This is a genomic window from Epilithonimonas sp. 33E (genome assembly GCF_059372615.1).
The window spans coordinates 2,954,291-2,978,379 of the sequence record NZ_CM182009.1 but is presented as its reverse complement, the minus strand read 5'-3'; the positions used below and the strand labels follow the sequence as shown (position 1 = coordinate 2,978,379).

The following is a 24,089-nucleotide window of genomic DNA, read 5'->3' as shown; positions in this document are numbered from 1 at the left end:
AAAATATAAAAATGAATTTAGAAGGACGAAAAATTATTGTAAATAAATCTTCATCAGAATTAGCAGAGATGCTTAAAAATCCTCAGGATTACAAAGATCTGATGCCGGACAGTCTCCAGAATTTTGAAGCGAGAGAAGACGGTTTCAAATTCGGGCTGAAAGGGATGCCGGAAATTGCACTTAAAATAGATAATGTTTCTGATAAAGAAGTTGTTCTGAAGTCTGCAAGCTCAAGTCTTGATTTTGCTTTAACCGGAACAATGAATCCTGTGAGCGATAATCAAACTGAAGTACAGCTATTATTCGAAGGAAAATTTAATCCGTTTATCAAAATGATGGTAGAAAAACCGCTTCAGAATTTTATCAATTCTTTGACTGATAAGATTGAACAATTGTAATCAGCAAATCAAACCGGAAGAATGATCTCTTGAACTTCCCGTTGCTGATGACAAAACATTGTTGAGATCAAGTAATCTCAAAACTCCCATAAAAGCAAAAATCAAAGCTTCTTTATATTCAATAATTTCCTTTTCAGGAATGTGGATTTCGGTTTTGGTCTTTGCTTTTATCTTTTCTATAAGATAGTTGTTATAAACTCCGCCGCCTGTTATCAAAACACTTCTGACATCATATTCATTCAGAATTTTTACAATCTGAACGGCTGAATGTTCTGTGAAAGTCGCCAGCAAATCTTCAACTTTTTGATTTTGAACTAAGGGTAGAATGTTGTCATTAATCCATTCGATTCCGAGAGATTTCGGATGCTTTTCAGAATAAAAACTTAATTGGTTTAATTCGTCTAACAGCTTTTCATCAATCATTCCTGCTTTTGCCAGATCGCCATTCTCATCATATTTCTTTCCTAATTGGAGAGCGAAATCATTGAGAAGAATATTAACAGGACAAATATCGAAAGCGATTCTTTCTCCATCCCGTTTCAACGAAATATTAGAAAAACCACCAAGGTTAAGACACGCATCAAATCCTGAAAATAATAGTTCATCTCCAACCGGAACCAAAGGCGCACCGTTTCCACCCAAAATGACATCCTGACTTCGGAAATCATAGATAACAGTTTTATTGGTTTTTGATTTGATGGCTCTTCCGTCGCCGATCTGTAAAGTGAAAAATTTCTGAGGCTGATGAAAAATGGTGTGCCCATGCGAAGCAATCAGGTCAAGATCATGAATATTATGTTTTGAAATAAATTCGGAAACTTGTTCACCGAGATAGAATCCGTAATCTGAATTGAGTTTCAGAAGTTCTTCGCTGGAAATATGAATAGCATTTCTCAAACTATTTTCTAGCTCAGAAGAATAGGGAAGTGTTGCACATTTTAGAATTTCGAAATTCCATATCGATTCTTTTCGGGTAAATTTTGTATAGCAAATATCCAATCCGTCAAGACTTGTTCCTGACATCAGACCGATTGCATAGAAAATTTGCTGTTCCATTACTTGCTGGTAGCTGGCAGGTTGGTAGAATTGAAACTTCCGGAATTATTGAAGAAAGTATATTCCGTAAAGTCATCTTTAGCAATCATTCCGTGGGAACCTACCAGGATGTTTCCGTCTTTATCAGACACAAAAACGGTGTCTTTGGTATACATTTTTTTATTCCTTTTATCCCAGTTTATGGTTTCCATGACAAAGGTCTGACCTTCTGTTGTAATGACTTTCACTCTTCCTTTTGCAAAATAGAAGTCTTTCTTCTCATTATATTTTGCATACTTTGCCCAGATTTTTCCCGGATCTTTTGATTTTTTATCAAAAAATTCGAGGTAGATTCCTTTCTTCGCTTCGATGTAAGGAGAATCGATCAGTTCATATTTCTCGATGAGTGGTGCTTTGAAATTAACTTTGACAATTCCCGAGTCCCGTTGAATGATGTTACCGTTGTAAATAACCTGAGATGCAAAGTTGGTTTTCTTGTTTTGATTGATTTTAGTCAGATCTTCTTCACAAGACTGAATAAGAAAAAACATCAGCAACAAAAAGAATTGTTGTGATGTTTTTAGGTTAAATATTTTGAAGCAATAATCTTTCATTAGATTATCAGTATTCGGTCTTTTATAGCATTAGTTGTAGAGTCTCTTTCCAAACCACTTGTCTGCGAAATTGATTCCAACTCTCAAATTTATGAAATTTTGACGAATCAGATTATTATTAAGTGTTCCTCTTTTTCCAAATTCTACTCCAAGATCGATACTGTTCATGCGATTGATAGTACTTTTTTCAAATGGTAAAGTTACACCTGCAGTTACAGCATATTTGTTAATGCTGGATCCGTTAACCTGAAGATTACCTTTTTCGTAATATGCACCATAACGATAAATTACTCTTGAAAAATAAGATCGGAAATCATTGAAGTTTGGCAAATACCAACCTCCTACAGAATATCTGTAAGAATCCTGATAAGATAATGTCTGTCCTAGGAAATTGAAGTTTTCACCTTTTTTATAATCCAGCTGTGTTCCGACAAACCATTTGGTGTCTTTTCCATAACCTACACCCAAAGAACCTTCTTGTGGAAGGAATTTTTTGTCGTAATTAACCTGCTGATCAATAATGGTTTCATAGGCCTTGGTTTCTCCAAGCAGATAATAATAAGTACTGTTTGTATAAGTACTCTTCATATTTCCCGTATTACCAAAGGTATAAGTGGCACCAACTGTTAGTTTGTGGTCGTTAGCCAGTTTTTTCTGGTAAGTTGTACCCAGTGTAAAGTTAAACGACTCGATCCTGTAGCTGTTGGAATATCCGCTTGTCAATTCTGCACCGGTGAATGCTACCTCTTCGATGTCATATAATTTACCGAAATAAAAGTTAGATCTCAAACCTACCGCAAATTCCGGATTGATCTGGTAAGAGAAAGCGGCCTGAACTGTATTAAGAGTTCCTTCGCCGTGGAAGTGGTGCGCTTCTGTAATTCCATCTTCATTCAGCTGTGATGATGTCAGAATATTATAAGTTTTGGAACTATAAGGCTGGAAACCCATCCCGAATTTTATTTTTCTGGTAATAGGAAAAGCTATGGTAATATTTGAGAGATAAGTAGAATGTTTGTTGCTACTCATATTATTATAGTCAGACTTGTAATAATTATTCTCGTTTGTACCTTCAACTTTCAAAGTTGTGAGTTCCAGATTGGTGTTTGCAGCTGGGTTTCGGAAATTAAAATTGTTATTAAAATCCCAAATATAAGCTGTGGAAATACCTCCCATAGAGCTAATATCGACTGTGTTATCATATTTTACATCTCCAATTCCATAAGCTCCGTATGGCGAGTTACCGATACTCTGAGCGTTTAGGAAATATCCTGCTACCAATGATGATAAAACAAAAATTCTCTTCATCCTTTAAAATTTCAATGCGCAAATATCTTAATTAATAATGAATTGCAAAAATATATTTGGGTTAAAGTTTGTTAAGTAGTTGCGATAGATTGATGTTATTTCCCGATAATTTGGATAGGATATAAGATAATTTGTTTTTTATGTAATTTCCGGAAAAAACTTCTGATATTCAACTTCCGACTTCTGGCGAAAATATTATCTTTGCTCATATGAAATGGGAACAGATTATTGGTCAGCAATCCATCAAAAATCTTTTACGGGATAGTATTCAGGATTCCAGAGTAGGGCATGCGCAGCTTTTTGTAGGAGAAGAGGGCTTTGGTGTTTTACCTTTGGCTTTGGCTATGGCCAGGGAGATTTTTGAAAAGGAAAACCCTGCATCTGTTCATAAGGTTGAGAATCTCAATCATCTCGATCTGCATTTCAGTTTTCCGGTTTTTTCTGAGAAGAATGTTTCGCTTAGTAAACGTTTTTTCGACAATTTCCGGGAAATGGTTTTGGAAAATCCTTATTCTTCTTTTGATGACTGGACAAGTTTTCTGGAATCTGAGAACAAGCAATTCTTCATTTCTGCTGACGAAGCCGAAGATATCGGACAAAGATTCAATCTGAAAAGTTTTGAAGGCGGAAGTAAAATTCTTATTGTCTGGAGGGCTGACAAAATGAATGATGCTGCTGCTAACAAAATCCTGAAATTCCTGGAAGAACCCCCGAAGAATACGTTCATCATTCTTTGTGCTCCTAGTACCAATGATATTTTGCCAACGATTTTATCGAGATGTCAGATCGTTAATGTCCCGAGAATCAGTGATGATGACATTTTAACAAGTCTTCAAAATCATAAATCAGCAAAAGAAATTGCTTATCAGGCACAAGGTGATTGGAATCTTGCTAAATCACTTTCGGAAAATAATGAAGGTGCTTCGGAATTCGAAACGTTGTTCATTCAGTGGGTTCGAAATGCATTTCAGGCCAAAAAGAAACCCGAAGTTCTAAGAGAAATCGTAAAATGGGCACGTCAAATCTCCGATTGGAATCGCGAAAAGCAAATGAAATTTCTTAATTATTGCATTGATATTTTCCGTCTGGCCATGCTTCAGAATTACGGAAATGATAATCTTGTTTATAAGAAACTCAGTGAAGGAAATTTCAATTGGAATTCATTTTCCAAATTCATTCATGGAGCGAATATTGTTTCTATTGTTGAAGAAATTACAGATGCGTCTTACCACATTTCCAGAAATGCCAATTCTAAGATTGTCCTTACGGATATGGGAATAAAATTGACAAGATATATTCATAAATCTGCGAATTGATTTTTGCCATTTTGTAAAAATTGATCATCTTTTGATCATTTTTCAAGTATTGAATAGGTGTCGCTCTTACGGAGCTCACCGTATTTCTATTTTATTGCTATAAACATTCATTTCTAGGGAATTTCTATTGAAAATATTCTTCTGTTAATCAAGGTTTTGAAATTATAGACAAATTCAATGTATTCTTAATAAAAAATTAATCAAACAAATGTTTGATTGAATGATTGTTTTGATTTAACTTTGCGTCGTCAAAAAATTAATTATGCCAACAAAAGAAGAACATATTATGATGGTTGCAGAAAAACTCTTCGCCGCCAATGGTTATAATGGAACTTCTGTAAGAGATATTGCAACGAAAGCAAAAGTAAATGTTTCGATGATTTCGTATTACTTCGGTTCTAAGGAAAATCTAATGGAAGAACTGTTCAAGTGGAGAATGGAAGAAGGACTTAATTTCGCCAAGAATATTTTGGAAAATAATGATCTGAACGAAATCCAGAAAATTGATGCTTTTATTGACAATTTTGTGAATCGTGTTCAGAGATTGAGAGATTTCTTTTTACTGGTTCACACTCAGCAAGTTATTAGTCAAAACAAAAATATCCAGAGTTTTCTTAAGGATTCGAAAATCAATTACATAGAAATCAACCAAAAGATTATAGAGCAAGGGTTGAAAAAAGGAATTTTCACAGTAAAACCTTCCTACCATCTGTTGCAGTGTACTATTTCCGGAACAATATTCAATGCCATGCACGGGATGAAATTGTATAAGGAATATCTGAAAAAACACAATCCTGATTTTGACGAGAAACATTATGAAAATCAATATTTCCAGGAAGTCAGAAGTCATGTGAAGGCTATTGTAAGAGCAATGGTCGGCTACAAAGAAGAATAACATTACTCAAACCTTAACAATAAATAATACAGTGAATAAATTTTTAACAACAGCATTAATTGTTGGGACCTTCTACTCGGTTTCCGCTCAGGAAAAACGAGTGTTGAGTCTGGATGAAGCTGTGAAATTAGGAATAGAAAACAGCAAAAATCTAAAGATAGATCAAGCAAAAATAGAAGAGTCTACCGCGAACCTTCTGGAAGCAAAGAACAAACAATTACCGGAGCTCAAAGTTTCCGGAAGTTATATGTATCTTCCTCTTGAACCGAATGTTGATCTTAAAATTCCCGGAATGTCAGGCGGCGGACCCAAGGTTAGCAATGTGCTTTACGGTTCAGCCAACCTTTCTGTTCCTATCTATTCTGGCGGTAGAATCAAGTACGGAATCCAATCTGCGGAATATCTTGTAGAAGCATCGAAGCTGAATTCTGAAAACGATAAGAATGCAATTGCCTATAATATTTCTCAAGCCTATAACAATCTTTTCAAGGCATCGGAAGTAGTGAAATTGTTGAAGGAAAATCTGGCTTCATCGCAGAAAAGAGACCAATCCTTCATCAAGCTGGAAAACAACGGTGTGATTGCTAAAAATGACAGACTCAAAGCTCAGCTGCAGACCTCAAATATCGAATTGCAATTGATGGAAGCAGAGAATAACTACAGCATTGCCAATATCAATATGGATTTGCTTTTGGGACTTCCTGACAACACGGAAATTGAGGTTGATTCTAATTATATAGGAGCAGATGATCTTGCGAAACCGGATGATTATTACCTGAATCTGGCAAGAGAGAACAGGAAAGATATCCAGGCTTTGGATTACCAGAGAAAAGCGGCAGCGCTGGGAACTAAAGCTGCTAAGGCGGAAAATCTTCCTTCTTTAGCTTTTACAGGCGGTTACGTTGCGGCGGATATTCCGAAACTATTGACCATTACTAATGCAGTGAATGTCGGAGTCGGGATTTCTTATAATCTATCCAATATCTGGAAAAAGAATTCGAGTCTGATGCAGTCCAAAGCTAGAGAACAGGAATTGGCTGCAAGCAATGACTTACTGAATGATAATGTGACGCTGGAAGTGAAACGCGATTATCAGAATGATCTTTATGCCCACAAAAAAATAGATGTTTATCAAAGGGCTTTGGAACAGGCAGAAGAAAATTACAGAATCACACTTAATAAGTATAACAACGGCCTGGAAACTATTACTAACCTTCTGGATGCTGATACGGCAAAAATCACAGCTAATGTCAATGTTGTGACTTCTAAAGCGGATGCAGCTCTGGCTCACAAAAAACTATTACAGACAGCAGGAGTCATTAATGGTAATCAATAATAAATAAAATTTAAACTCAGAACAAAAAACTTTAAACAAATAATAATGGCACAAGACAATATAAAATTCGAACAAGGAGAGATTCCTGCAAAAAAGAAAAAAAGCCCTGTTTTTTACATCGTATTAATAGTTGCAATTTTAGCAGGTGCATTCTTCGGCGTGAGAGAATATCAATACAGCCAGTCTCATGAGGAAACAGATGATGCCCAAATCGCGGCAGATATCAGCCCGGTCATCTCTAAAATCTCAGGCTATATCGCTGAAGTAAAGGTAAAAGACAATCAATTTGTGAAAAAAGGAGATACGCTTGTCGTTCTCGATAACAGAGACCAAACAATGGCATTGGAGCAGGCTGAAGCAGCTTTGGGAACAGCACAGAGCAATGTGGCATCAGCACAGGCTGGTTCGGAAGCAGCAAAAACGGGAATCGGAAATTCAAGAGCGGCAGTTCAAACCGCAAATGCTCAAATCGAAGCGGCTAAAGTCAATGTCTGGAGAACCGAGCAGGATATGAAAAGATATTCTGAACTGGTAAAGGATCATTCTATTACGCAGCAACAGTATGAACAAGCTTTGGCTGCTTATCAGTCAGCCCAAAAACAACTTCAAGTTCTTGTGGACCAGAAAAACCAGGCGAATGTTCAGACTGGCGTGGTGACCTCACAATCTAATGCCACTTATCAGAATATCGGAATTGCTAACTCTCAATTAAAACAAAGACAAGTGGATGTCGAAAATGCAAAACTGAATCTTTCTTATACAGTGATAACAGCTAAAGAAAGTGGTTATGTATCTAAAATTCCGGTTCAGGTTGGGCAGTTTATCCAGGCTGGTTCACAGCTGTTCAGTCTGGTGATGAGCAATCAGAAATGGGTAGTCGCCAATTACAAAGAAACTCAGGTGGAGAAAATGGTGGAAGGGCAGAAAGTAGAAATCGAAATCGATGCTTATCCTGACCAAAAATTCCAGGGAACCATCAGTTCATTTTCTCCCGCAACAGGTTCTGCATTTGCATTGCTTCCACCGGATAACGCAAGCGGTAACTTTGTGAAAGTTGTTCAGAGACTTCCTGTTAAAATCACTTTCGACAATCTTAACCCGGATATTATGAAAAAACTTCGTGTCGGGATGAATGTTCAAACTGTCGTTTCTCTAAAATAGAAGTATTAGTAATAAGGTTTTAAATATTGGTTTAATATACTTTTCGCTATGACCATATCCCTAAAACCTAAATCTAAAAAATTATGCAAGACGATTCATTAGTAGAATATGGATTTCGCAGGGTAATTATTACTATTACCGCCATCGTTTGCGCGCTTCTGGAAATTGTGGACTCCACGATTGTGAATGTGGCGCTGAATGAGATGAAAGGTAACCTTGGAGCAACATTATCCGAAGTAGGCTGGGTGATTACGGCTTATGCTATCGGTAACGTGATTATTGTTCCGATGACGAGCTGGCTGTCTCAGCAGTTTGGGCGTAGAAATTACTTTGCGGCATCTGTCATCATATTCACAGTTTTCTCTTTTCTCTGCGGTAATGCGACCAATATTTGGGAGCTGGTATTTTTCCGTTTGTGTCAGGGAATTGGTGGTGGAGCACTTTTGGTGACTTCACAAACCATCATTACGGAATCTTATCCTATCGAAAAAAGAAGTATGGCCCAGGCTATCTATGGGTTGGGTGTTATTATCGGCCCAACACTTGGTCCGCCGTTGGGAGGCTATATTGTAGATAACTACAGCTGGCCTTATATTTTTTACATCAATATTCCGTTGGGGATTATTGCCACATTATTGACTTTACAATTTGTGAAAAGCCCTAGATATTCCGAGAAACGTTCGGCTTCGGATGTCGATTGGATTGGAATTGGATTACTGGCTGCATTCGTAGGTTCTTTGCAATACATTTTGGAGAGAGGACACGAGGATGATTGGTTTGCGAGTAAAGCCATTGTTGCATTGACCATTACGGCCGTTGTAGGATTTGTCCTGTTCATATGGCGGGAACTCACCTTCAAATACCCGATTGTAGAGCTCCGAGTTCTTAAAAACGGAAATCTCAGGATCGGAACAGTGATGTCATTCATTCTGGGATTCGGTTTATATGGTTCTACATTTATTGTCCCGCTTTATACACAAAGTATTCTGGGTTGGACGGCATTGCAATCAGGTGCATTGATGATTCCGGCAGCCTTGACAACTGCTTTTATGATGCCGATCATCGGAAAATTGCTGACCAAAGGTGCAAAACAGCAGATTCTGGTAGCATTGGGCTTGTTGATATTCTTCATCTACAGTTTCTGGGGCTATAAGATTTTGACACCCGACACAGGGAAGGATGCCTTTTTCTGGATGCTGATAGTAAGGGGAATGGGATTGGGGCTATTGTTCATACCAATTACATCATTGTCTCTGAGCACGCTGAAAGGTCCGGAGATTGGACAGGGTGCTGCTTTCACAGGCATGATGCGCCAGCTGGGCGGTTCATTCGGTATTGCTGCTATTACAACTTTTATCGCCAATAAGAGCGAGCTGTACAGGAGCAATCTTGTGGCGCACCTGGATGTCAACGATTTTGATGTTCAGCAGAGAGTGGCTGCGCTCAAAGCTAGTTTTATAGCGAAAGGCTACACACCTGATAAAGCATTGAATGCTGCTTACCAGATGCTCGATTTCTCTGTAACCAAACAGGCGACCGTGTTATCTTATATGGACGTTTTTCTTTATTTGGGATTGATGTTCCTCATATGCATTCCGTTCGTTTTGTTCGTACGGGAAAGAAAAGGCAAAGGCGAAAAAATCGACCTAAGCTCGGTTCATTAGTTTATTTTTTAGTTATTTGTTAGAAACTCAGAATCTCTATTTGGTTCTGAGTTTTTTTTGGCATTGATTTTAATGTTAGTTAACTACAATTCAGTTCAAATCAATGTTATGACGCCTCTTTTATCTCAAATAATTTATCTTTTCCTGATTGCCATTCCCATAGCCTGCATCGCATGGACAGTCACGCACGAGGAAATCTTCCGTGAACCCCGGGAATACTGCCAGAAAATATGTGGCAGTACGCAATCCATTGCTAAGCGAAAATTCTTCTACCTTTTCACCTGTGAGTATTGTTTCAGCCATTACATCAGTATTATATTTTTGATTATCACCAGATTTCAGTTATTATACGATGATTGGCGCGGCTACTTGCTGGCGTTCTTCTCGCTGGTCTGGATTGCCAACTGGTATATGAGCCTCTTCGGCTACCTGAGACAGAGCCTGAAAGTCGAAAAAATAGAAGCCAGGATGAAGGACGAAAACCTAAAGGAGATGACAGGTGATAAATAATTTGTTACAGAATTTCTGACCAACCTGATTGTCCGGAAATTATTCATGTAAGATCCCTGCGCATCGGTTGGTCATTCGCTGCGCAGCCTTTGCTTCTTCACTGCGGCCATGAGTGATTCCATGCGCAGCCGCAAATCTGTTTCTGCTAAAAAAACTAAACTTAAAATCAAATCCACCTCAGTTTAGAGGCCAGTGTGCAGGCTTCTGTAGTGTTAGAAACCCGCATCTTTTCAAGGATGTTTTGTCGGTGCCGGTTCACGGTATTGATGCTGATAAAGAGGATATCCGCTATTTCTTTACTCTTTTTTCCCAACTGGATCATGTTCAGGATTTCCTTCTCACGGACAGAAAGGAAATTAGAATTCTCCACTTCGGTCTGCTGAATAATGCTGCCTTCAGCTGTGTTGATAATCATTCCTGTGTAATCTGAGGACGTTAAGAAATCGAAATGATAAAGGCAAAGCGCCAGCTCCACATTTTTATGATGAGTATCCGAAAAGTAAAACATCTTATGGAACAACGATTTCTTACCCTGCGCCAATCTTAATCTGCTAATGACAGAAAAATCCTTTCGCTGATTAAAAGGAACCGTTTTAATAAACTGGAAAAACTGAAGTTCCAGGATATGTTTATGTAAAACATCGTCAGCATTCAACACGGTGAACAGTTCATCCTCCCAGATGCTTTCGATTTCAAGCTGATTCTGATTCCTGAAGATATTCAATTCATCTGCCATTTTGCCGGAATAGATATAGCTTTTATTATTCTTTAGGTCACTCAGAATAGCGATGCCGTTTTCAAGTTCCACAAAATTCTGAGCCATTATCTGACATTGCTCCAGCTGCAACTGCTCTGTTTCGGGAACAAAATCCTGTTGCAACAATTGCTCATTCAAATCAGACTGGATATTCTTCATCAATAATTATTTAATCTCTCGCGCTTTTTGAAGTGTTTCCTCGATATTTTTGGTCAGGATTTCAGGAACATAATTTTCTCTTGGTATTCCATTGATATGATATAATCTCTCCGTCGGAAACTGGAATCCAATCTTTGTTTCGGTCATTTGGAAGTTAGAGATTGCACCAAGCAAACCAGCCATTTGGGTTCCGATAATTTCGGCTTTTTTCATTCCGTCAAAACCAATTGCCATCCCTTCGCCCATGCTTCCCGTCCAATGCCCAACCAGAATATAAACTCTACCATTATAAATTGTTTTGCGTGGCGTCACATATTCTTCCCAATGTCTTTTGGTTTCAAATTCTTTTTCATCAAATTCGTGAACCTGAAAAGGCAAAATCTGATTGGTGAATCGTCCCATTATCGCTCTTGCAACAGTAGAATTGCCGCCACTAGGAGTTTCAGTTAAGTCAATAATCAGATTTTTGAACTGGAAAAAGCTATCCAATGTTTTATCAAATTCTGCAATGAGATTAGTATTTCCTAAAGAATTATTGATTTTGATATAGGCAGTAGTATCATTCAGAACTTTACTGAAAAGCAGTTCATTACTGTTTCCATAGGTGATGGGAAAAAAAGTTTTCGATTTTCCGTTCTCGACAATTGTAATTTCTCTTTTAATATCGTGAGTTCCTGCAAACAGCATATCAATGGCATATTGATACATCTTTCGGTTATGTTGGGTTGTAAATTTTGGTAAGAACTTCTTTAGTTGCTCATCAATAGATTTTCCATTGTAAGCGGTAACTTCCATTCCGATTTTTAAACCTGCCAAATCAGCCCCAAATCCTTTTCTGAGATCCTTAATAATGTATTTATTGCCAACTTTTTCGATATACAAATCCGATCCGGAAGGGACTAATCTGTTGGAATTTGGTAGATTGATATTTAAGGATGAATGCCCGTTGTACAATTCGTTTAAAACATTTTCGATAAATGTAATGAATTCATCATCATTGGAAATCCTTGAAGATTGAGGCTCGTAGATTTCCTTCACTTTTTTCCAGTCAATATTTTGCTGGTCAAGATAGGCGTAATTATCATTGATATCTGTCCAAAATTCATTGAAATCTTTCTGGTATTTTGTCTGGGCAGAAGTCCAGTTATTTACAAGAAACATGATAACTGGGAAGATTAGTTTTATTTTAAGATTGAAAATTCTATCGAATGGATTCATTACTTGTTTGGTCTTTTTTATTTTAAATCAAAAAATGGTTATTTATCAGTATTGATTATTGATAGTTAAGCGCCTAAATTTGCCTTGCTAATATGTAAAAATACAATGAATAATCTTAACGAAAAAGAGAAAATGCTCTCCGGCGAATTATACGATGCGAATGATGCAGCACTGGTGGAGGAAAGACAGCGAAGTAAGGATTCGTGCTTCCGCTACAATCAGATTCAGCCGTCCAGAATGAAGGAGCGAAAAGGTATTATCAAAACGCTATTCGGCAAAACAGGAAAAATGTTCCTGATAGAGCAGCCTTTCTACTGCGATTATGGCTACAACATAGAAATCGGGGAAAACTTCTACACCAATGTCAATGTAGTGATTCTCGATTGTGCCAAAGTGACTTTTGGAGATAATGTATTCATTGCGCCCAATTGTGGGTTCTACACGGTCAATCATCCCTTGGATGTAGAAACCAGAAACACGGGCCTGGAATATGCAAAACCCATTACAGTCGGCAATAACGTTTGGTTTGGCGCAGGTTGCAGCATCCTTCCTGGTGTTACCATTGGCGATAATGCTGTCATTGGTGCAGGTAGCGTTGTTGTAAAAGATATTCCTGCCAATGTTCTGGCTGTCGGCAATCCTTGTAAAGTTATCAGGGAAATATGAAAATAAAAACCACAAAAGGCATTAAAGTACGGGTTCAGGAATATTTAAAGTTCATATTATTTTCTCATAATCCCAACTAATAACCATCTGAATTTCTTTTGTGTCTTTTGTGGTTTAATATAACTACTTGACATTGATGAGTGAAACGTCTTTGTGACGGTTACTGCATTGAATCAAACTAAAAAACTTTGCGTTTAAAATTATATTAAGAATGAAGAAAATTATATTAGCATCAATTCTGATGTTGGCTCTTTTCCAAATAAAAGCACAATCTCTGGAAAAGATGACCTGGTTCAATGAGCCTTCCCAATGGGAAATCAAAGACAAAAAACTCACAATGACTGTCACGCCACAAAGCGATTATTGGAGAATTTCGCATTATGGTTTTACGGTTGATGATGCGCCTTTCTATTATTCAACTTACGGTGGAGAATTCGAAACGAAAGTTAAAATCACCGGCAATTACAAAGCCCGATTTGACCAAATGGGACTGATGCTTAGAATTGATGAACAGAATTACATCAAAGCCGGCGTTGAGTTCGTTGATGGGAAATTCAATCTCAGTACAGTTGTAACACACAAAACCAGCGACTGGAGCGTAATTGTTCTGGAGAAAACGCCGCCATTTGTCTGGATCAAAGCCGTCAGAAGATTGGATGCTGTGGAAATTTTCTACTCATTCGATGACAAAGATTATGTAATGATGCGGAACGCTTATCTGCAGGACAATACGCCTGTTCAGGTCGGTTTTATGGCTGCAAGTCCGGATGGCAATGGCTTCAAAGCGACTTTCGAAAACTTCTCGGTCAAACATTTGCCGGACCAAAGACGACTGGAATGGCTGAAGAAGAATCAATAAATAAAATGCTCCAAATCTGGAGCATTTTTATATCAATCTTCTTACTTTAATCAAATAATCCAGATACTTTTCCCCATGTTGTCTATAGAGAAATTCCTCTTCCAGTCTTATCTGAACCTGAATCAATACATAACCCAGAATCAAAAATAATAGAGAAATCGCATTTGGTGTAAGAAAGAAAAGACCGACCAAACTTACAACCATTCCCAGGAAAACAGGATTTCTAGAAACAGAGAACAATCCCGAAGTTACCAGCTCAGTTTTCATATCATTATCAATCCCGATTCTCCAGGAATCTTTCATTTGATTCTGAGCAACAATCGTCCAAATCAAAGCCAACAACATGAATATCAATCCAACGAATTTCAGGAACTCGACATCAAGAAAGTCAATAGGAAGAAAAGAACTTTCCGACAAAAACGGAAACAAAATAACATACACGAAAATCCCAACCAGACAAAGTTTGAAATAATTTCCAACTAGCGAATAAGCACTTTCGTCCTGGGGCAAAACCAAAGGGTTTTTCTTGATTCTTCTGGCAACAATAATTGTCTTCGCAACAAAAGAAATCCCGAAAAATAGAATAAAATAAGTGGGTAAAAAGATTTTGATCAATAATTCCATAGCTGATTTTTGTACAAAATTAAAGCTGTGGAAAGTGCAACACTATTGCAAAGTTTCATCGAGACAGTTTTCACAAATCCCTTTCGCAAAAAACCGAACTTCATCAATTCGGAAACCTATATTTGGGTGGTCTGCAAACGTCACATTCTCTTTGCAGGTCGTCTGTTTACAGATTTTGCAGTAGAAATGCAGATGCCTGTCGCTGTGTGTATTTTCGTTGCAATCGTCCTCGCAAAGGCGATATTTTGTGGTGTTGTTTTCTTGGATGCTATGAACAATTCCTTTCTCCTCAAACGTTTTCAGTGTCCTGTAAATCGTGATTCTATCGGCATTTTCAAACTGATTTTCAATCTCCGACAAAGACAAAGCCACATCCTGAGAATCCAAGAAATCATACACCAAAATCCGCATACTCGTCGGTTTGGTATTCTTGTTTATCAGTTTATTTTCAATCTCATTTCTCATCAGAAAATTAATTTTTAGGAGCCGGGAACCTGCTGTCCACTATATCTTTTTTGTCATTGCGAACGAAGTGAAGCAATCTGTAGAACTTTTCCCCGCAATGTCAAAAAAGGATGTCGTTCCCATCAGGGCTAAGGGTTTGTACCTTTTTTAACATTCAACATAACCAACAAAGTTTGTCCGTCGAATCAAAGTCTTTAATCTTTTCTCTTTATTCTTGTTTCTTTTTTATCCAATCAAATCCAAAAACTGCTGTTCATCCAGAATTGTAATCGTACCGATGTCCTGTGCTTTCTTCAGTTTGCTTCCGGCTTTTTCTCCAACCACCAGATAATTGAGGTTTTTTGAAACGGCAGAGATGTTTTTTCCATTGTGTTTTTCCACCATTTCTTCCGCTTGTTCCCTTGTGAAAAGCGACAATTTTCCAGTGAATAGAAAAGTTTTTCCTTCCAAGACATTGGATAAAACTTCGTTGGTGTTTTCGCCTTTTTCCAATTGAACGCCGTAAGATTTCAAACGCTCAATCATCAAGATGTTTTCAGAATTCTGGAAAAAGTCAGTGATGCTGACCGCGATTTTCATTCCGATATCTTCAACCTGGCAAAGTTCTTCCAAAGTCGCATTTTTCAATTCATCAATCGTAGAAAAATTCTTGACCAATTTCTTCGCCACTGTTTCCCCAACATGCTTAATTCCGATTCCGAATAATACTTTTTCAAATGGAACTTCTTTCGATTTTTCAATCCCGTCCAGAATATTTTGAGCAGATTTTTCAGCCATTCTTTCAAGTGGAAGAAGCTGCTCTTTTGTCAATGTATAAAAGTCAGCAGGATTTTCAACCAATTTTTCGCGATAAAGCTGCTCAATCGTTTCTCCGCCAAGATTCTCGATATTCAAAGCTTTTCTGGAAACATAATGAATCATTCTTCCCACAACTTGGGGTGGACAATGCAGCTCATTCGGACAAAAATGAATCGCCTGGTCTTCAATTTTTACCAGTTCAGTTCCACATTCCGGGCAGTTTTTGATATACTCGATTGGGGTTTGCAAAAGCGTTCTCTTCTCAATATTTACACCCACAATCTTGGGGATAATTTCGCCGCCTTTTTCTACGTAAACAAAATCGTGCTCGTGCAAATCCAGTTTTTTGATAATATCTTCGTTGTGAAGAGACGCGCGCTTTACTGTTGTTCCAGCCAGCAGAACAGGCTTCAGATTCGCAACAGGCGTAATAGCGCCGGTTCTTCCAACTTGATAAGAAACGCTCAAAAGTTCAGTTTCCACCTTTTCAGCCTTGAATTTATAAGCCATTGCCCAACGTGGCGATTTGGCTGTATAACCCAATTGTCTTTGTTGTTTTAATGAATTAACTTTCAAAACAATGCCATCAATTTCAAAAGGTAATTGGTGTCTTTCCGTATCCCAAAATGTGATGAAATCTTTTACTTCATTCAATGTTTTACACAATTTAGCCTGGTCTTCCGAAACCCGGAAACCCCAGTTTTTGGCTTTTGCCAGGATGTCCCAATGGGTATCTGCCGGAAATTCATCCGAAATATATTGATACAAAACGGCCGACAATCCACGTTTTCTCACCTCTCCGGAATCCTGCATTTTCAGACTTCCACTGGCGGTATTTCTTGGATTCATAAACAAATCCAAACCTTCCTCTTCACGAGCTTTATTGATTTTATCAAAGTTTTTTCTGGTAAGATAAATTTCGCCGCGGATAAAAAACCGGTCAGGAAAATCACCTTTCAAAGTCAAAGGAACATCAGAAATCGTTCTTACATTATTAGTGATTTCATCACCCTGAAAACCGTCTCCACGTGTTACGGCCTGCGACAATTTTCCGTTTTCGTAAAGAATGGAAATCGAAGCACCGTCATATTTCAATTCGGCTACAAATTCTACAGGCTCATCAATGGTTTTGATGATTCGTTTTTCCCAGTCTTCTAGGTCGTCAAAATCATAGGAATTGTCGAGAGAATACATTCTGTACTGATGCTGGACGGTCGGGAAATTCTTTGTAATTCCGCCACCAACACGCAAAGTAGGAGAGTTGGCATCAAAAAATTCAGGATGCGCAGTTTCCAGCTCCTGCAGTTCTTTGAGTTTAGCATCGAATTCAAAATCAGAAATCGAAGGTTCATCCAAAATATAATAACTGTAATTATGCTGATGAAGTTCTTCTCTCAGGGATTCTATCTTTTGCTGAATGTTTTCGGACATTGGGAAAATTTATTTAAAGCAAAAATAACCAAAACATCAAAGTTTACAACCAAGAAAATTATAAATTTAGACACTTCGAGAATCTAATTGATTATCTTTCGTGAGCCTCAGAATGACAGCTGTTGTCACATTGAGCTCGTTGAAATGTCTAAACGCTGTCAGGCTGAGGCTCTCGAAGCCTTAATAATAATTGACTAAATTAGTCATCCTAAAAATTGAAAAATGAAGAACGTATTTTGCATTTTATCCCTAGCCACTACTATGTTTATCAACGCTCAAACTCAAATCATCGCCCATCGAGGTTTCTGGAATACACAACCAAAAACTTCGGAAAACTCTATCAGAGCTTTAGAAAATGCTCAAAAATTGAAAGTTTATGGTTCCGAATTTGATATTCATATGACCAAAGATGGAAAATTGGTTGTCAATCACGATGAACATCACGGGAAAATGGAAATCTCGGAAACTGATTTTTCCGATTTGAAAAAACTAAAATTATCCAACGGAGAAAAACTCCCAACCCTGAAAGATTATTTGAAACAAGGAAAGAAAGATGCTTCCGTCAAATTAATCATCGAAATCAAACCAGCCAAATCCAAAGAACGTGAAAACGAAATCGTTACCAAAGTTCTGAAAACCGTAAAAGAACTCGGGCTCGATAGCCAAAGCGATTACATCTCGTTCAGTCTTAATATCTGTAAAGAAATCAAGAAACAGAATCAATCTGCCAAAGTTCAGTATCTGGAAGGGAATCTTTCGCCGCAGCAAATCAAAGCCGAAGGTTTGGACGGATTGGATTACCATTACAGCGTTTTCGAGAAAAATCCGACGTGGATTTCGGAAGCCAATTCGCTTGGTTTGATTACCAATTCCTGGACTGTGAATGATATCAAAATTTACGAAGAACTTAAAAATCAAGGAATCAATTTCATTACGACTAACATTCCTGACCAATTAAAAGGCGAATAATTTTATCGCAAAGTCGCTAAATATTACAATTCAAATCTTACAAAGTCGCAAAGGAAAATATGCGACTTTTTATTTCCTTTAAGATTAATTCAAATCGCGTCTTTGCGAGAAATCAATACAACCAATTGAATTCCTCAATGATAAACTTGTATTAAATCATAAGACTTTATTCGGATTTTAAACGTGTGTTTGGTAATTTTGCACCTCGAAATTTAATGAAACAGATTATGAATTTAAAAGGTAAAAATGCCATTATCACTGGCGGTGGAAGAGGACTTGGAAAAGCTGTAGCTCAGATTCTTGCCAATGAAGGTGTGAACGTTGGTATCACGGGAAGAAACGAAAATTATCTCAAAATAGCAGTTAACGAACTGAAACAAACCGGCGTGAAAGTAGCTTACGCGGTTTTCAGTGTTGATAACGAATTGGAAGTAAAAGCAGGAATCGAATCTTTAGCAAACGAATTAGGCGGAATCGATATTTTGGTCAACAATGCAGGAATCGGTGACTTTGGAAGCATCGAGGAAATGGCTTCGGATGTTTGGGAACAAGTGATTAAAACCAATCTTTTCGGCGTTTATTACACAGCCAAAGCGGTTTATCCGTTTTTGAAAGAAAAAGGACAAGGTGACATCGTGAATGTTGCTTCCACAGCAGGATTGAAAGGCGGGCCGAATATGTCGGCATACGCGGCTTCCAAAGCGGCTGTCGTTTCTCTTTCGCAATCGATGATGGCAGAATGGAGAAAGCAGAATATCCGTGTGATTACGCTGACACCGAGTACCATAGCTTCCGATATGAGCATCAATGGTGGTTTGACGGACGGTAATCCGGACAAGGTTCTTCAGCCGGAGGACTTTGCAGAGTGGGTGAGAGATATCCTGAAAATGAACCGCAGAGCAATGATTGCCAACGCATCTATTTTCTCGACCAATCCATAAAATAATAATTTGGGCAGCTTAATCCGCCTTCCGCTCCCGCTCTTTTCACTACATTACGTTGCGTAAAAAGGAGCTCCGCTCAAGTCGGGCTGCATGCATTCTATGGTAAAATATAACGTCTCAATATTGAGGCGTTTTTTTATTCCGTGACATAATCCTTATCTTTATCGGAATCAAATAAAAGATATGAAGAGAAACTCATTTGTCACAATGTCTGCAATTTTCTTTGCAGCGCAAATCACTCTAGTCACTGCTCAAACCAAATCCGAAGAAAAACTCAATCCAATCGTTCAAAGTTTTGTCAACGAAGCCAATAACAATTCTCAGCTGGAAGATATGGCTTATGAACTTTTAGACGAAATCGGACCGAGATTGGTTGGAACACCTGAAATGTTAGCCGCTAACAATTACACAGCCGATAAATTAAAATCTTGGGGAATCGAAGCTAATCTTCAGCAATTCGGAACGTGGAAAGGCTGGCAACGCGGAACAACACACGTAGATTTGGTTTATCCAAGAACCAAAACCTTATCTGCAACCCAATTAGCGTGGAGTCCGGCAACTAAAAAAGCGGTAGAAGCAGAAGTGGTGATTCTTCCAAAAGTATCTTCCAAAACCGAGTTTGATAAATGGTTGCCTTCTGCAAAAGGTAAAATTGTTTTAATGGCGCAATATCAGAAAATCGGACGTTCAGATGAGCAAATCAAAGAATTTGCAACCCCCGAATTATATGACAAACTGAAAGCTGAAAAAGAACAGGCTAAAAAAGATTTCGCAGATTATATCAAGAATATAGGGTATGATAATACAACCTTGCCAGAAGCTTTAGAGAAAGCCGGAGCAGCAGGAATCGCCATTTCCAACTGGACAGGAATCCATAGCACCAATCGTATTTTCGGCGCTAAAACGAAAACAATTCCAATGTTCGACATCGATCTGGAAGATTACGGAATGTTGTATAGAATGGCGGAAAAAGGAACGAAACCGAGAATAAAAATGGATACACAGTCCAAAGTGTTACCGGAAGCTAAATCCTTCAACACCATAGGAATGATAAAAGGTTCAGAAAAACCAAACGAATATGTGATTCTTTCTGCTCACCTCGATTCTTGGGATGGCGCTCAAGGGGCAACGGATAACGGAACAGGAACTCTGACAATGCTGGAAACCATGAGGATTCTCAAAAAATATTATCCTAATCCAAAACGTACAATTGTCATTGGACTTTGGGGAAGTGAAGAACAGGGACTGAACGGTTCAAGAGGTTTTGTAGCTGACAATCCTGAAATTATCAAAGGTGTGCAGGCGGTTTTCAATCAGGATAACGGAACAGGTAGAGTGGTTGACATCAGCGGACAGGGTTTCAAAGATTCTTATGTCTACATTGGAAGATGGCTGGATGCTGCACCTAAAAAAGTAAAAGACCAGATTAAAACTAACTTCCCCGGAATGCCCGGAGGTGGCGGTTCTGACCATGCATCGTTTGTGGCAGCAGGAGTTCCGGGATTTTCTCTGAGTTCGTTTAATTGGGGTTATTTCGGATATACCTGGCACACAACCAAGGATACATATGACAAAATTGTTTTTGATGAGTTGAAAAATAACGTGATTCTCACGGCGACTTTAGCTTATATGGCGTCAGAAGACCCTGAATTTGTAAGCCGGGAAAAACGTGTGATGCCAACAGATGATAAAGGGGCTGTAGTAAAATGGCCGGAAGTGAGAGAGCCGAAAAGAAGCAGTAAAGACTATTAATCGGATATTAGAAGCGGCATTTTTTGTCGCTTTTTTTATACCATTTCAAATAGTAATACATCAACGATTCACTGAATTGATTTTAATATAAATTTATTTAATTACTAAAACGGATTTATTTTTATATTTGCTAAAAACCTGATTATTTTATAATCATAAAAATTAAAACCTATGAAAACAATAATTTGTCTATTTCTCTTGGGCGTCTCATTTCAAGGGTTTGCACAATCATCTATCAATTCATCAGGTATGTACGCATCCGGCGGCAGTGGCAATGTAGCATCCGCAATTGGACAAGTTTTCTACGAACCTTTTGGATCACCATCGGGTAGCGTACATCCCGGAGTTGAACACGCTTACGAGATTTTGGAAACTTTGGGTATGGATGTTAAGGAAATAGGGCTTAATTTGAAGATCTATCCTAACCCTACACCGGATATTCTCTATCTGAATATCGATTTCAAAGATTTTAGAAAGTATAGTTTTGAGCTTTTGGATAATTCGGGAAGATCATTGATGATCAAGCCTGTGGATTCGTCAACGGTTTCATTCTCGATGGGTTCTTATGTAGCGGGAGTTTACCTTCTTAAGGTCACGAAAAATGGAAAGTTGATCAAAATATTTAAAGTCATCAAATCAGACAAATAATTTAAAAATAATAACAATATGAAAAAACTCTCTTTTTTAGCCGTTTTCTGCGTGTCTGCCATGGCGCTTTCGCAAACGCAGGATGCCATGAGTTATCAGGCCATTATCAGAAACTCTAATAATGATCTGATCAAGAATCAGAACGTGGGCATGAGATTTTCTATCATCAAGGGCTCTGCTTCGGGTACTGTCGTTTATTCGGAAACACAATCTCTGCCAGCCAATAACAATGGCCTTGTGACAGCGAAGATTGGAGCTGGAACTTTGGTGAGCGGTTCCTATTCTAACATTGATTGGGGAGCTGATACTTATTTTATCAAAACAGAAACGGATCCCACAGGATCTAATAATTATACCATATCCGGAACATCCCAGTTATTAAGCGTGCCCTATGCATTGTATGCAAAAAATTCGGGAAGCTCAATTCCTGGTCCTCAGGGTCCAAAAGGTGATACGGGAGCAACGGGACCTGCTGGAGCAATGGGACCACAAGGGCCACAAGGTTTGACAGGAGCAATCGGGCCACAAGGTCCAAAAGGTGATACCGGTGCAACAGGGCCAGCTGGAGCAACAGGTGCTCAAGGACCTCAAGGTGCAACAGGAGCGCAGGGACCAAAAGGTGATACAGGAGCAACGGGACCTGCTGGAGCAATCGGGCCACAAGGACCAAAAGGTGATACAGGTGCAACAGGACCTCAAGGAATAGCAGGTGCACAAGGACCAAAGGGTGACACAGGGGCAACAGGACAAGCTGGAGCAACAGGTGCTCAAGGACCTCAAGGTGCAACAGGAGCGCAGGGACCAAAGGGTGATACAGGAGCAACGGGACCTCAAGGAGTAGCGGGCGCAACGGGACCAAAAGGTGACACAGGGGCAACAGGAGCAACAGGAGCAACAGGTGCAACAGGAGCAACAGGAGCTACCGGTCCTGCAGGTAACGGGTTTGCAAATGGTTCTACAGGTGGGCAGGTTTATCTTACATCATCTTCGTCACCATATGCTCCACAAGTGCCACAGACCATGACAGGTGATGTGACAATAAGCAGCAGCGCTGTAACTTCAATTGCTGACAATGCGGTTAAGACTGCAAAAATTAATAACGGCGCCGTTACCATGGCAAAAATAAGCGCAACAGGAACCGCTGATTCCACTACATTTCTAAGAGGTGACGGACAATGGGCAACACCGAGTGGCGGCGGAGGTGGCAGTTTATCAGTAACAACTGTAAGTAGTAATACTACTTTGACTAATAACAATCAAATGGTCTATATCACAGGTAATTATACGGTTACACTTCCAGCAAACCCAAGTAATGGGCTGACACTCTATATCTTTTCAGAAAATAAGAATACTACAATTGATCCTAACGGCAAGAAGTTCCGACAGGGTGCGAATGACTATGGAGCTTCAAAAATATATGAGTTCGGTAAAGATAGTACCATTAACGCTACAAATGCTAATGTTGCAAACTCAATAGGCATGACTTTGATTTATTACGGGAAATGGTTTGTTTTCTAGTAAATCAATAGGATAATTAAAAAAGGTTAGCATACGCTAACCTTTTTTATATATTTCTAAACCTTTGATAATGATTGACCACTTCATATCTAGGAGAATGATTGGCATTATAAAATATCTCACTACACAGGATCCCAAGCATATACTCAAAAATGATAATATCCGCTACTCTGTCATTCTTAAGAATGAAAACGGTTTCAGTCTTAAAGATAAAATATTTGGTTTGCTTGTAGATCCAGATATCGTCATCCCAGCTTGTGTTGGGAACGCCATACAATACCATTAATACTATTTTTGATTGGTGAAGATGTTTCCTGACTAATGCATCTATTTTCTGTATTTGTGTATCCATAGAACCTTATAATAAATTAAATCCTGATATAAAAAGCCGGGCAGCAAAAACAAAAAAATGATGGTGAAAAAAAGCTATGTAAATGCAGCGCCCGGCAAGGTTTTTATATTCAGAATCTATTTCCAGTAGTTCCAATTGATTCCATCAAATACAGCCATGGTTTTACTGGTTGTATCATAGCACATCATCCCGGGGTAAGGGCTTTTCACGCTGGTATGCGGATTAGCAATCTGCGGGAGGATCATGGCTTTGGTAGTATTTTCCAGAACCAATATACCTTTTGCAGGAGTAGTGCTTGACCCGATAACTGCTCCTTTGCCACTTTCTGTAGATGTATTGGCATTTGCAGTAAGTGCGTTTGTGATCTTTCCTGTATCCGAAAGGCTTACCCAAATGCTGTTTTCATACATTTTGACCTTTTGGTCAGACTTATCAAAAAGGAAGGTCCCATTATTATCCGTTACGGTTGCTGCAAGTGCAGTGCTGTTATTTTCTACCGCAGGCAGGATAATACCTTTGGTATTGCCTGCTGTATTATCAAAATCCAGGAGGGTAGTAGTACCAGTTACACTTTGCTTACCTATGGCCACTTGTCCGAAGGCAAAAGATGCCAGAGAGAATAATGTGATGGTATAAACTATTTTTTTCATTGGTTTCATTTTGTTTTATAAATAGTTGATTTATTATTTGGC

At 38.5% G+C, this 24,089-nt stretch carries 24 protein-coding genes; 14 read left to right on the top strand and 10 right to left on the bottom strand.

Features of this window, described 5'->3' with window-relative positions:
• Positions 1–11 precede the first annotated feature (11 nt).
• On the top strand, positions 12–398 hold the full coding sequence (locus AC5P2S_RS13665; RefSeq protein ID WP_283416523.1) for an SRPBCC family protein: 387 nt from the start codon (positions 12–14) through the stop codon (positions 396–398).
• Here AC5P2S_RS13665 and AC5P2S_RS13660 read toward each other — a convergent pair whose 3' ends face one another.
• From AC5P2S_RS13660 to bamG, 3 genes are all read right to left on the bottom strand, one after another.
• The gene (locus AC5P2S_RS13660) at positions 399–1,454 is read right to left on the bottom strand and encodes an anhydro-N-acetylmuramic acid kinase (RefSeq protein WP_494555253.1); all 1,056 of its coding nucleotides are present in this window, start codon (positions 1,452–1,454) and stop codon (positions 399–401) included. It lies immediately after the preceding gene.
• Entirely contained in the window at positions 1,454–1,984 is a 531-nt protein-coding gene (locus AC5P2S_RS13655; RefSeq protein WP_283416866.1) for an LPS export ABC transporter periplasmic protein LptC, read from the bottom strand. Before AC5P2S_RS13655 ends, AC5P2S_RS13660 begins: the two co-directional genes overlap by 1 nt.
• Positions 1,985–2,077: 93 nt before the next feature.
• Entirely contained in the window at positions 2,078–3,355 is a 1,278-nt protein-coding gene (gene bamG / locus AC5P2S_RS13650) for a BamG family beta-barrel-assembly machinery protein (protein WP_494555252.1), read from the bottom strand.
• A 209-nt stretch (positions 3,356–3,564) separates the two neighbouring features.
• Between bamG and AC5P2S_RS13645 the strand changes: the two genes are divergently transcribed.
• The 6 genes from AC5P2S_RS13645 (at position 3,565) to AC5P2S_RS13620 (ending at position 10,237) form a co-directional block, all read left to right on the top strand.
• Entirely contained in the window at positions 3,565–4,671 is a 1,107-nt protein-coding gene (locus tag AC5P2S_RS13645; RefSeq protein WP_494555251.1) for a DNA polymerase III subunit, read from the top strand.
• Between the two features lie 262 nt (positions 4,672–4,933).
• Positions 4,934–5,566 carry a TetR/AcrR family transcriptional regulator gene (locus tag AC5P2S_RS13640; protein ID WP_283416527.1) on the top strand — a complete coding sequence of 211 codons (633 nt, stop codon included), beginning with the start codon at positions 4,934–4,936 and terminating at the stop codon, positions 5,564–5,566.
• A 31-nt stretch (positions 5,567–5,597) separates the two neighbouring features.
• On the top strand, positions 5,598–6,902 hold the full coding sequence (locus tag AC5P2S_RS13635; RefSeq protein ID WP_494555250.1) for a TolC family protein: 1,305 nt from the start codon (positions 5,598–5,600) through the stop codon (positions 6,900–6,902).
• A 45-nt stretch (positions 6,903–6,947) separates the two neighbouring features.
• On the top strand, positions 6,948–8,063 hold the full coding sequence (locus tag AC5P2S_RS13630; protein ID WP_283416529.1) for an HlyD family secretion protein: 1,116 nt from the start codon (positions 6,948–6,950) through the stop codon (positions 8,061–8,063).
• Positions 8,064–8,146: 83 nt separating this feature from the next.
• Positions 8,147–9,727, top strand: a complete 1,581-nt coding sequence (locus AC5P2S_RS13625; RefSeq protein ID WP_494555249.1) for a DHA2 family efflux MFS transporter permease subunit — start codon at positions 8,147–8,149, stop codon at positions 9,725–9,727.
• A gap of 72 nt (positions 9,728–9,799) precedes the next feature.
• The gene (locus tag AC5P2S_RS13620; protein WP_494555248.1) at positions 9,800–10,237 is read left to right on the top strand and encodes a hypothetical protein; all 438 of its coding nucleotides are present in this window, start codon (positions 9,800–9,802) and stop codon (positions 10,235–10,237) included.
• Positions 10,238–10,403: 166 nt separating this feature from the next.
• On the opposite strand, the gene AC5P2S_RS13615 is transcribed toward AC5P2S_RS13620, so the two are convergent.
• Together AC5P2S_RS13615 and AC5P2S_RS13610 are read right to left on the bottom strand one after the other, a co-directional pair.
• Complete coding sequence (locus AC5P2S_RS13615; RefSeq protein WP_494555247.1) at positions 10,404–11,153, bottom strand: response regulator transcription factor; 750 nt, start codon at positions 11,151–11,153, stop codon at positions 10,404–10,406.
• Between the two features lie 6 nt (positions 11,154–11,159).
• Positions 11,160–12,371: a S41 family peptidase gene (locus tag AC5P2S_RS13610; protein ID WP_494555246.1), complete on the bottom strand. Its 1,212-nt coding sequence runs from the start codon at positions 12,369–12,371 to the stop codon at positions 11,160–11,162.
• 105 nt (positions 12,372–12,476) lie between these two features.
• Between AC5P2S_RS13610 and AC5P2S_RS13605 the strand changes: the two genes are divergently transcribed.
• Together AC5P2S_RS13605 and AC5P2S_RS13600 are read left to right on the top strand one after the other, a co-directional pair.
• Positions 12,477–13,037, top strand: coding sequence for a sugar O-acetyltransferase (locus AC5P2S_RS13605; protein WP_494555245.1), 561 nt, complete (start codon positions 12,477–12,479; stop codon positions 13,035–13,037).
• Positions 13,038–13,248: 211 nt separating this feature from the next.
• Entirely contained in the window at positions 13,249–13,896 is a 648-nt protein-coding gene (locus AC5P2S_RS13600) for a DUF1349 domain-containing protein (RefSeq protein ID WP_494555244.1), read from the top strand.
• Between the two features lie 27 nt (positions 13,897–13,923).
• Here the strand turns inward: AC5P2S_RS13600 and AC5P2S_RS13595 are convergent, their stop codons facing one another.
• From AC5P2S_RS13595 to ligA, 3 genes are all read right to left on the bottom strand, one after another.
• On the bottom strand, positions 13,924–14,520 hold the full coding sequence (locus AC5P2S_RS13595; RefSeq protein ID WP_494555243.1) for a methyltransferase family protein: 597 nt from the start codon (positions 14,518–14,520) through the stop codon (positions 13,924–13,926).
• Between the two features lie 42 nt (positions 14,521–14,562).
• Positions 14,563–14,985, bottom strand: coding sequence for a Fur family transcriptional regulator (locus tag AC5P2S_RS13590; RefSeq protein WP_494555242.1), 423 nt, complete (start codon positions 14,983–14,985; stop codon positions 14,563–14,565).
• 225 nt (positions 14,986–15,210) lie between these two features.
• The gene (gene ligA, locus AC5P2S_RS13585; protein WP_494555241.1) at positions 15,211–17,214 is read right to left on the bottom strand and encodes an NAD-dependent DNA ligase LigA; all 2,004 of its coding nucleotides are present in this window, start codon (positions 17,212–17,214) and stop codon (positions 15,211–15,213) included.
• Positions 17,215–17,436: 222 nt separating this feature from the next.
• Here ligA and AC5P2S_RS13580 point away from each other — a divergent pair, with 222 nt between their 5' ends.
• The 5 genes from AC5P2S_RS13580 to AC5P2S_RS13560 all read left to right on the top strand — a co-directional run bounded on the left by AC5P2S_RS13580 (position 17,437) and on the right by AC5P2S_RS13560 (position 23,045).
• Positions 17,437–18,183 (top strand): glycerophosphodiester phosphodiesterase family protein, encoded by a 747-nt coding sequence (locus AC5P2S_RS13580; protein ID WP_494555240.1) that lies wholly within the window; start codon positions 17,437–17,439, stop codon positions 18,181–18,183.
• Between the two features lie 227 nt (positions 18,184–18,410).
• On the top strand, positions 18,411–19,124 hold the full coding sequence (locus AC5P2S_RS13575; RefSeq protein WP_283416538.1) for a 3-ketoacyl-ACP reductase: 714 nt from the start codon (positions 18,411–18,413) through the stop codon (positions 19,122–19,124).
• Between the two features lie 186 nt (positions 19,125–19,310).
• Positions 19,311–20,879: a M20/M25/M40 family metallo-hydrolase gene (locus AC5P2S_RS13570; RefSeq protein WP_494555239.1), complete on the top strand. Its 1,569-nt coding sequence runs from the start codon at positions 19,311–19,313 to the stop codon at positions 20,877–20,879.
• Between the two features lie 171 nt (positions 20,880–21,050).
• Positions 21,051–21,527, top strand: coding sequence for a T9SS type A sorting domain-containing protein (locus AC5P2S_RS13565; RefSeq protein ID WP_494555238.1), 477 nt, complete (start codon positions 21,051–21,053; stop codon positions 21,525–21,527).
• Between the two features lie 18 nt (positions 21,528–21,545).
• Positions 21,546–23,045: a DUF8740 domain-containing protein gene (locus AC5P2S_RS13560; protein ID WP_494555237.1), complete on the top strand. Its 1,500-nt coding sequence runs from the start codon at positions 21,546–21,548 to the stop codon at positions 23,043–23,045.
• A 46-nt stretch (positions 23,046–23,091) separates the two neighbouring features.
• Here AC5P2S_RS13560 and AC5P2S_RS13555 read toward each other — a convergent pair whose 3' ends face one another.
• Both AC5P2S_RS13555 and AC5P2S_RS13550 read right to left on the bottom strand, forming a co-directional pair.
• Positions 23,092–23,397 (bottom strand): hypothetical protein, encoded by a 306-nt coding sequence (locus AC5P2S_RS13555; protein ID WP_494555236.1) that lies wholly within the window; start codon positions 23,395–23,397, stop codon positions 23,092–23,094.
• Between the two features lie 116 nt (positions 23,398–23,513).
• The gene (locus AC5P2S_RS13550; RefSeq protein ID WP_494555235.1) at positions 23,514–24,047 is read right to left on the bottom strand and encodes a phage tail-like protein; all 534 of its coding nucleotides are present in this window, start codon (positions 24,045–24,047) and stop codon (positions 23,514–23,516) included.
• Positions 24,048–24,089 lie beyond the last annotated feature (42 nt).

Excerpts from the sequence above, each read along its gene's own strand:
- AC5P2S_RS13665 (WP_283416523.1), top strand. The coding sequence starts at position 12 with ATGAATTTAGAAGGACGAAAAATTATTGTAAATAAATCTTCATCAGAA.
- AC5P2S_RS13660 (WP_494555253.1), bottom strand. The coding sequence starts at position 1,454 with ATGGAACAGCAAATTTTCTATGCAATCGGTCTGATGTCAGGAACAAGT.
- AC5P2S_RS13655 (WP_283416866.1), bottom strand. The coding sequence starts at position 1,984 with ATGTTTTTTCTTATTCAGTCTTGTGAAGAAGATCTGACTAAAATCAAT.
- bamG (WP_494555252.1), bottom strand. The coding sequence starts at position 3,355 with ATGAAGAGAATTTTTGTTTTATCATCATTGGTAGCAGGATATTTCCTA.
- AC5P2S_RS13645 (WP_494555251.1), top strand. The coding sequence starts at position 3,565 with ATGAAATGGGAACAGATTATTGGTCAGCAATCCATCAAAAATCTTTTA.
- AC5P2S_RS13640 (WP_283416527.1), top strand. The coding sequence starts at position 4,934 with ATGCCAACAAAAGAAGAACATATTATGATGGTTGCAGAAAAACTCTTC.
- AC5P2S_RS13630 (WP_283416529.1), top strand. The coding sequence starts at position 6,948 with ATGGCACAAGACAATATAAAATTCGAACAAGGAGAGATTCCTGCAAAA.
- AC5P2S_RS13625 (WP_494555249.1), top strand. The coding sequence starts at position 8,147 with ATGCAAGACGATTCATTAGTAGAATATGGATTTCGCAGGGTAATTATT.
- AC5P2S_RS13620 (WP_494555248.1), top strand. The coding sequence starts at position 9,800 with ATGTTAGTTAACTACAATTCAGTTCAAATCAATGTTATGACGCCTCTT.
- AC5P2S_RS13615 (WP_494555247.1), bottom strand. The coding sequence starts at position 11,153 with ATGAAGAATATCCAGTCTGATTTGAATGAGCAATTGTTGCAACAGGAT.
- AC5P2S_RS13610 (WP_494555246.1), bottom strand. The coding sequence starts at position 12,371 with ATGAATCCATTCGATAGAATTTTCAATCTTAAAATAAAACTAATCTTC.
- AC5P2S_RS13605 (WP_494555245.1), top strand. The coding sequence starts at position 12,477 with ATGAATAATCTTAACGAAAAAGAGAAAATGCTCTCCGGCGAATTATAC.
- AC5P2S_RS13600 (WP_494555244.1), top strand. The coding sequence starts at position 13,249 with ATGAAGAAAATTATATTAGCATCAATTCTGATGTTGGCTCTTTTCCAA.
- AC5P2S_RS13595 (WP_494555243.1), bottom strand. The coding sequence starts at position 14,520 with ATGGAATTATTGATCAAAATCTTTTTACCCACTTATTTTATTCTATTT.
- AC5P2S_RS13590 (WP_494555242.1), bottom strand. The coding sequence starts at position 14,985 with ATGAGAAATGAGATTGAAAATAAACTGATAAACAAGAATACCAAACCG.
- ligA (WP_494555241.1), bottom strand. The coding sequence starts at position 17,214 with ATGTCCGAAAACATTCAGCAAAAGATAGAATCCCTGAGAGAAGAACTT.
- AC5P2S_RS13580 (WP_494555240.1), top strand. The coding sequence starts at position 17,437 with ATGAAGAACGTATTTTGCATTTTATCCCTAGCCACTACTATGTTTATC.
- AC5P2S_RS13575 (WP_283416538.1), top strand. The coding sequence starts at position 18,411 with ATGAATTTAAAAGGTAAAAATGCCATTATCACTGGCGGTGGAAGAGGA.
- AC5P2S_RS13570 (WP_494555239.1), top strand. The coding sequence starts at position 19,311 with ATGAAGAGAAACTCATTTGTCACAATGTCTGCAATTTTCTTTGCAGCG.
- AC5P2S_RS13565 (WP_494555238.1), top strand. The coding sequence starts at position 21,051 with ATGAAAACAATAATTTGTCTATTTCTCTTGGGCGTCTCATTTCAAGGG.
- AC5P2S_RS13560 (WP_494555237.1), top strand. The coding sequence starts at position 21,546 with ATGAAAAAACTCTCTTTTTTAGCCGTTTTCTGCGTGTCTGCCATGGCG.
- AC5P2S_RS13555 (WP_494555236.1), bottom strand. The coding sequence starts at position 23,397 with ATGGATACACAAATACAGAAAATAGATGCATTAGTCAGGAAACATCTT.
- AC5P2S_RS13550 (WP_494555235.1), bottom strand. The coding sequence starts at position 24,047 with ATGAAAAAAATAGTTTATACCATCACATTATTCTCTCTGGCATCTTTT.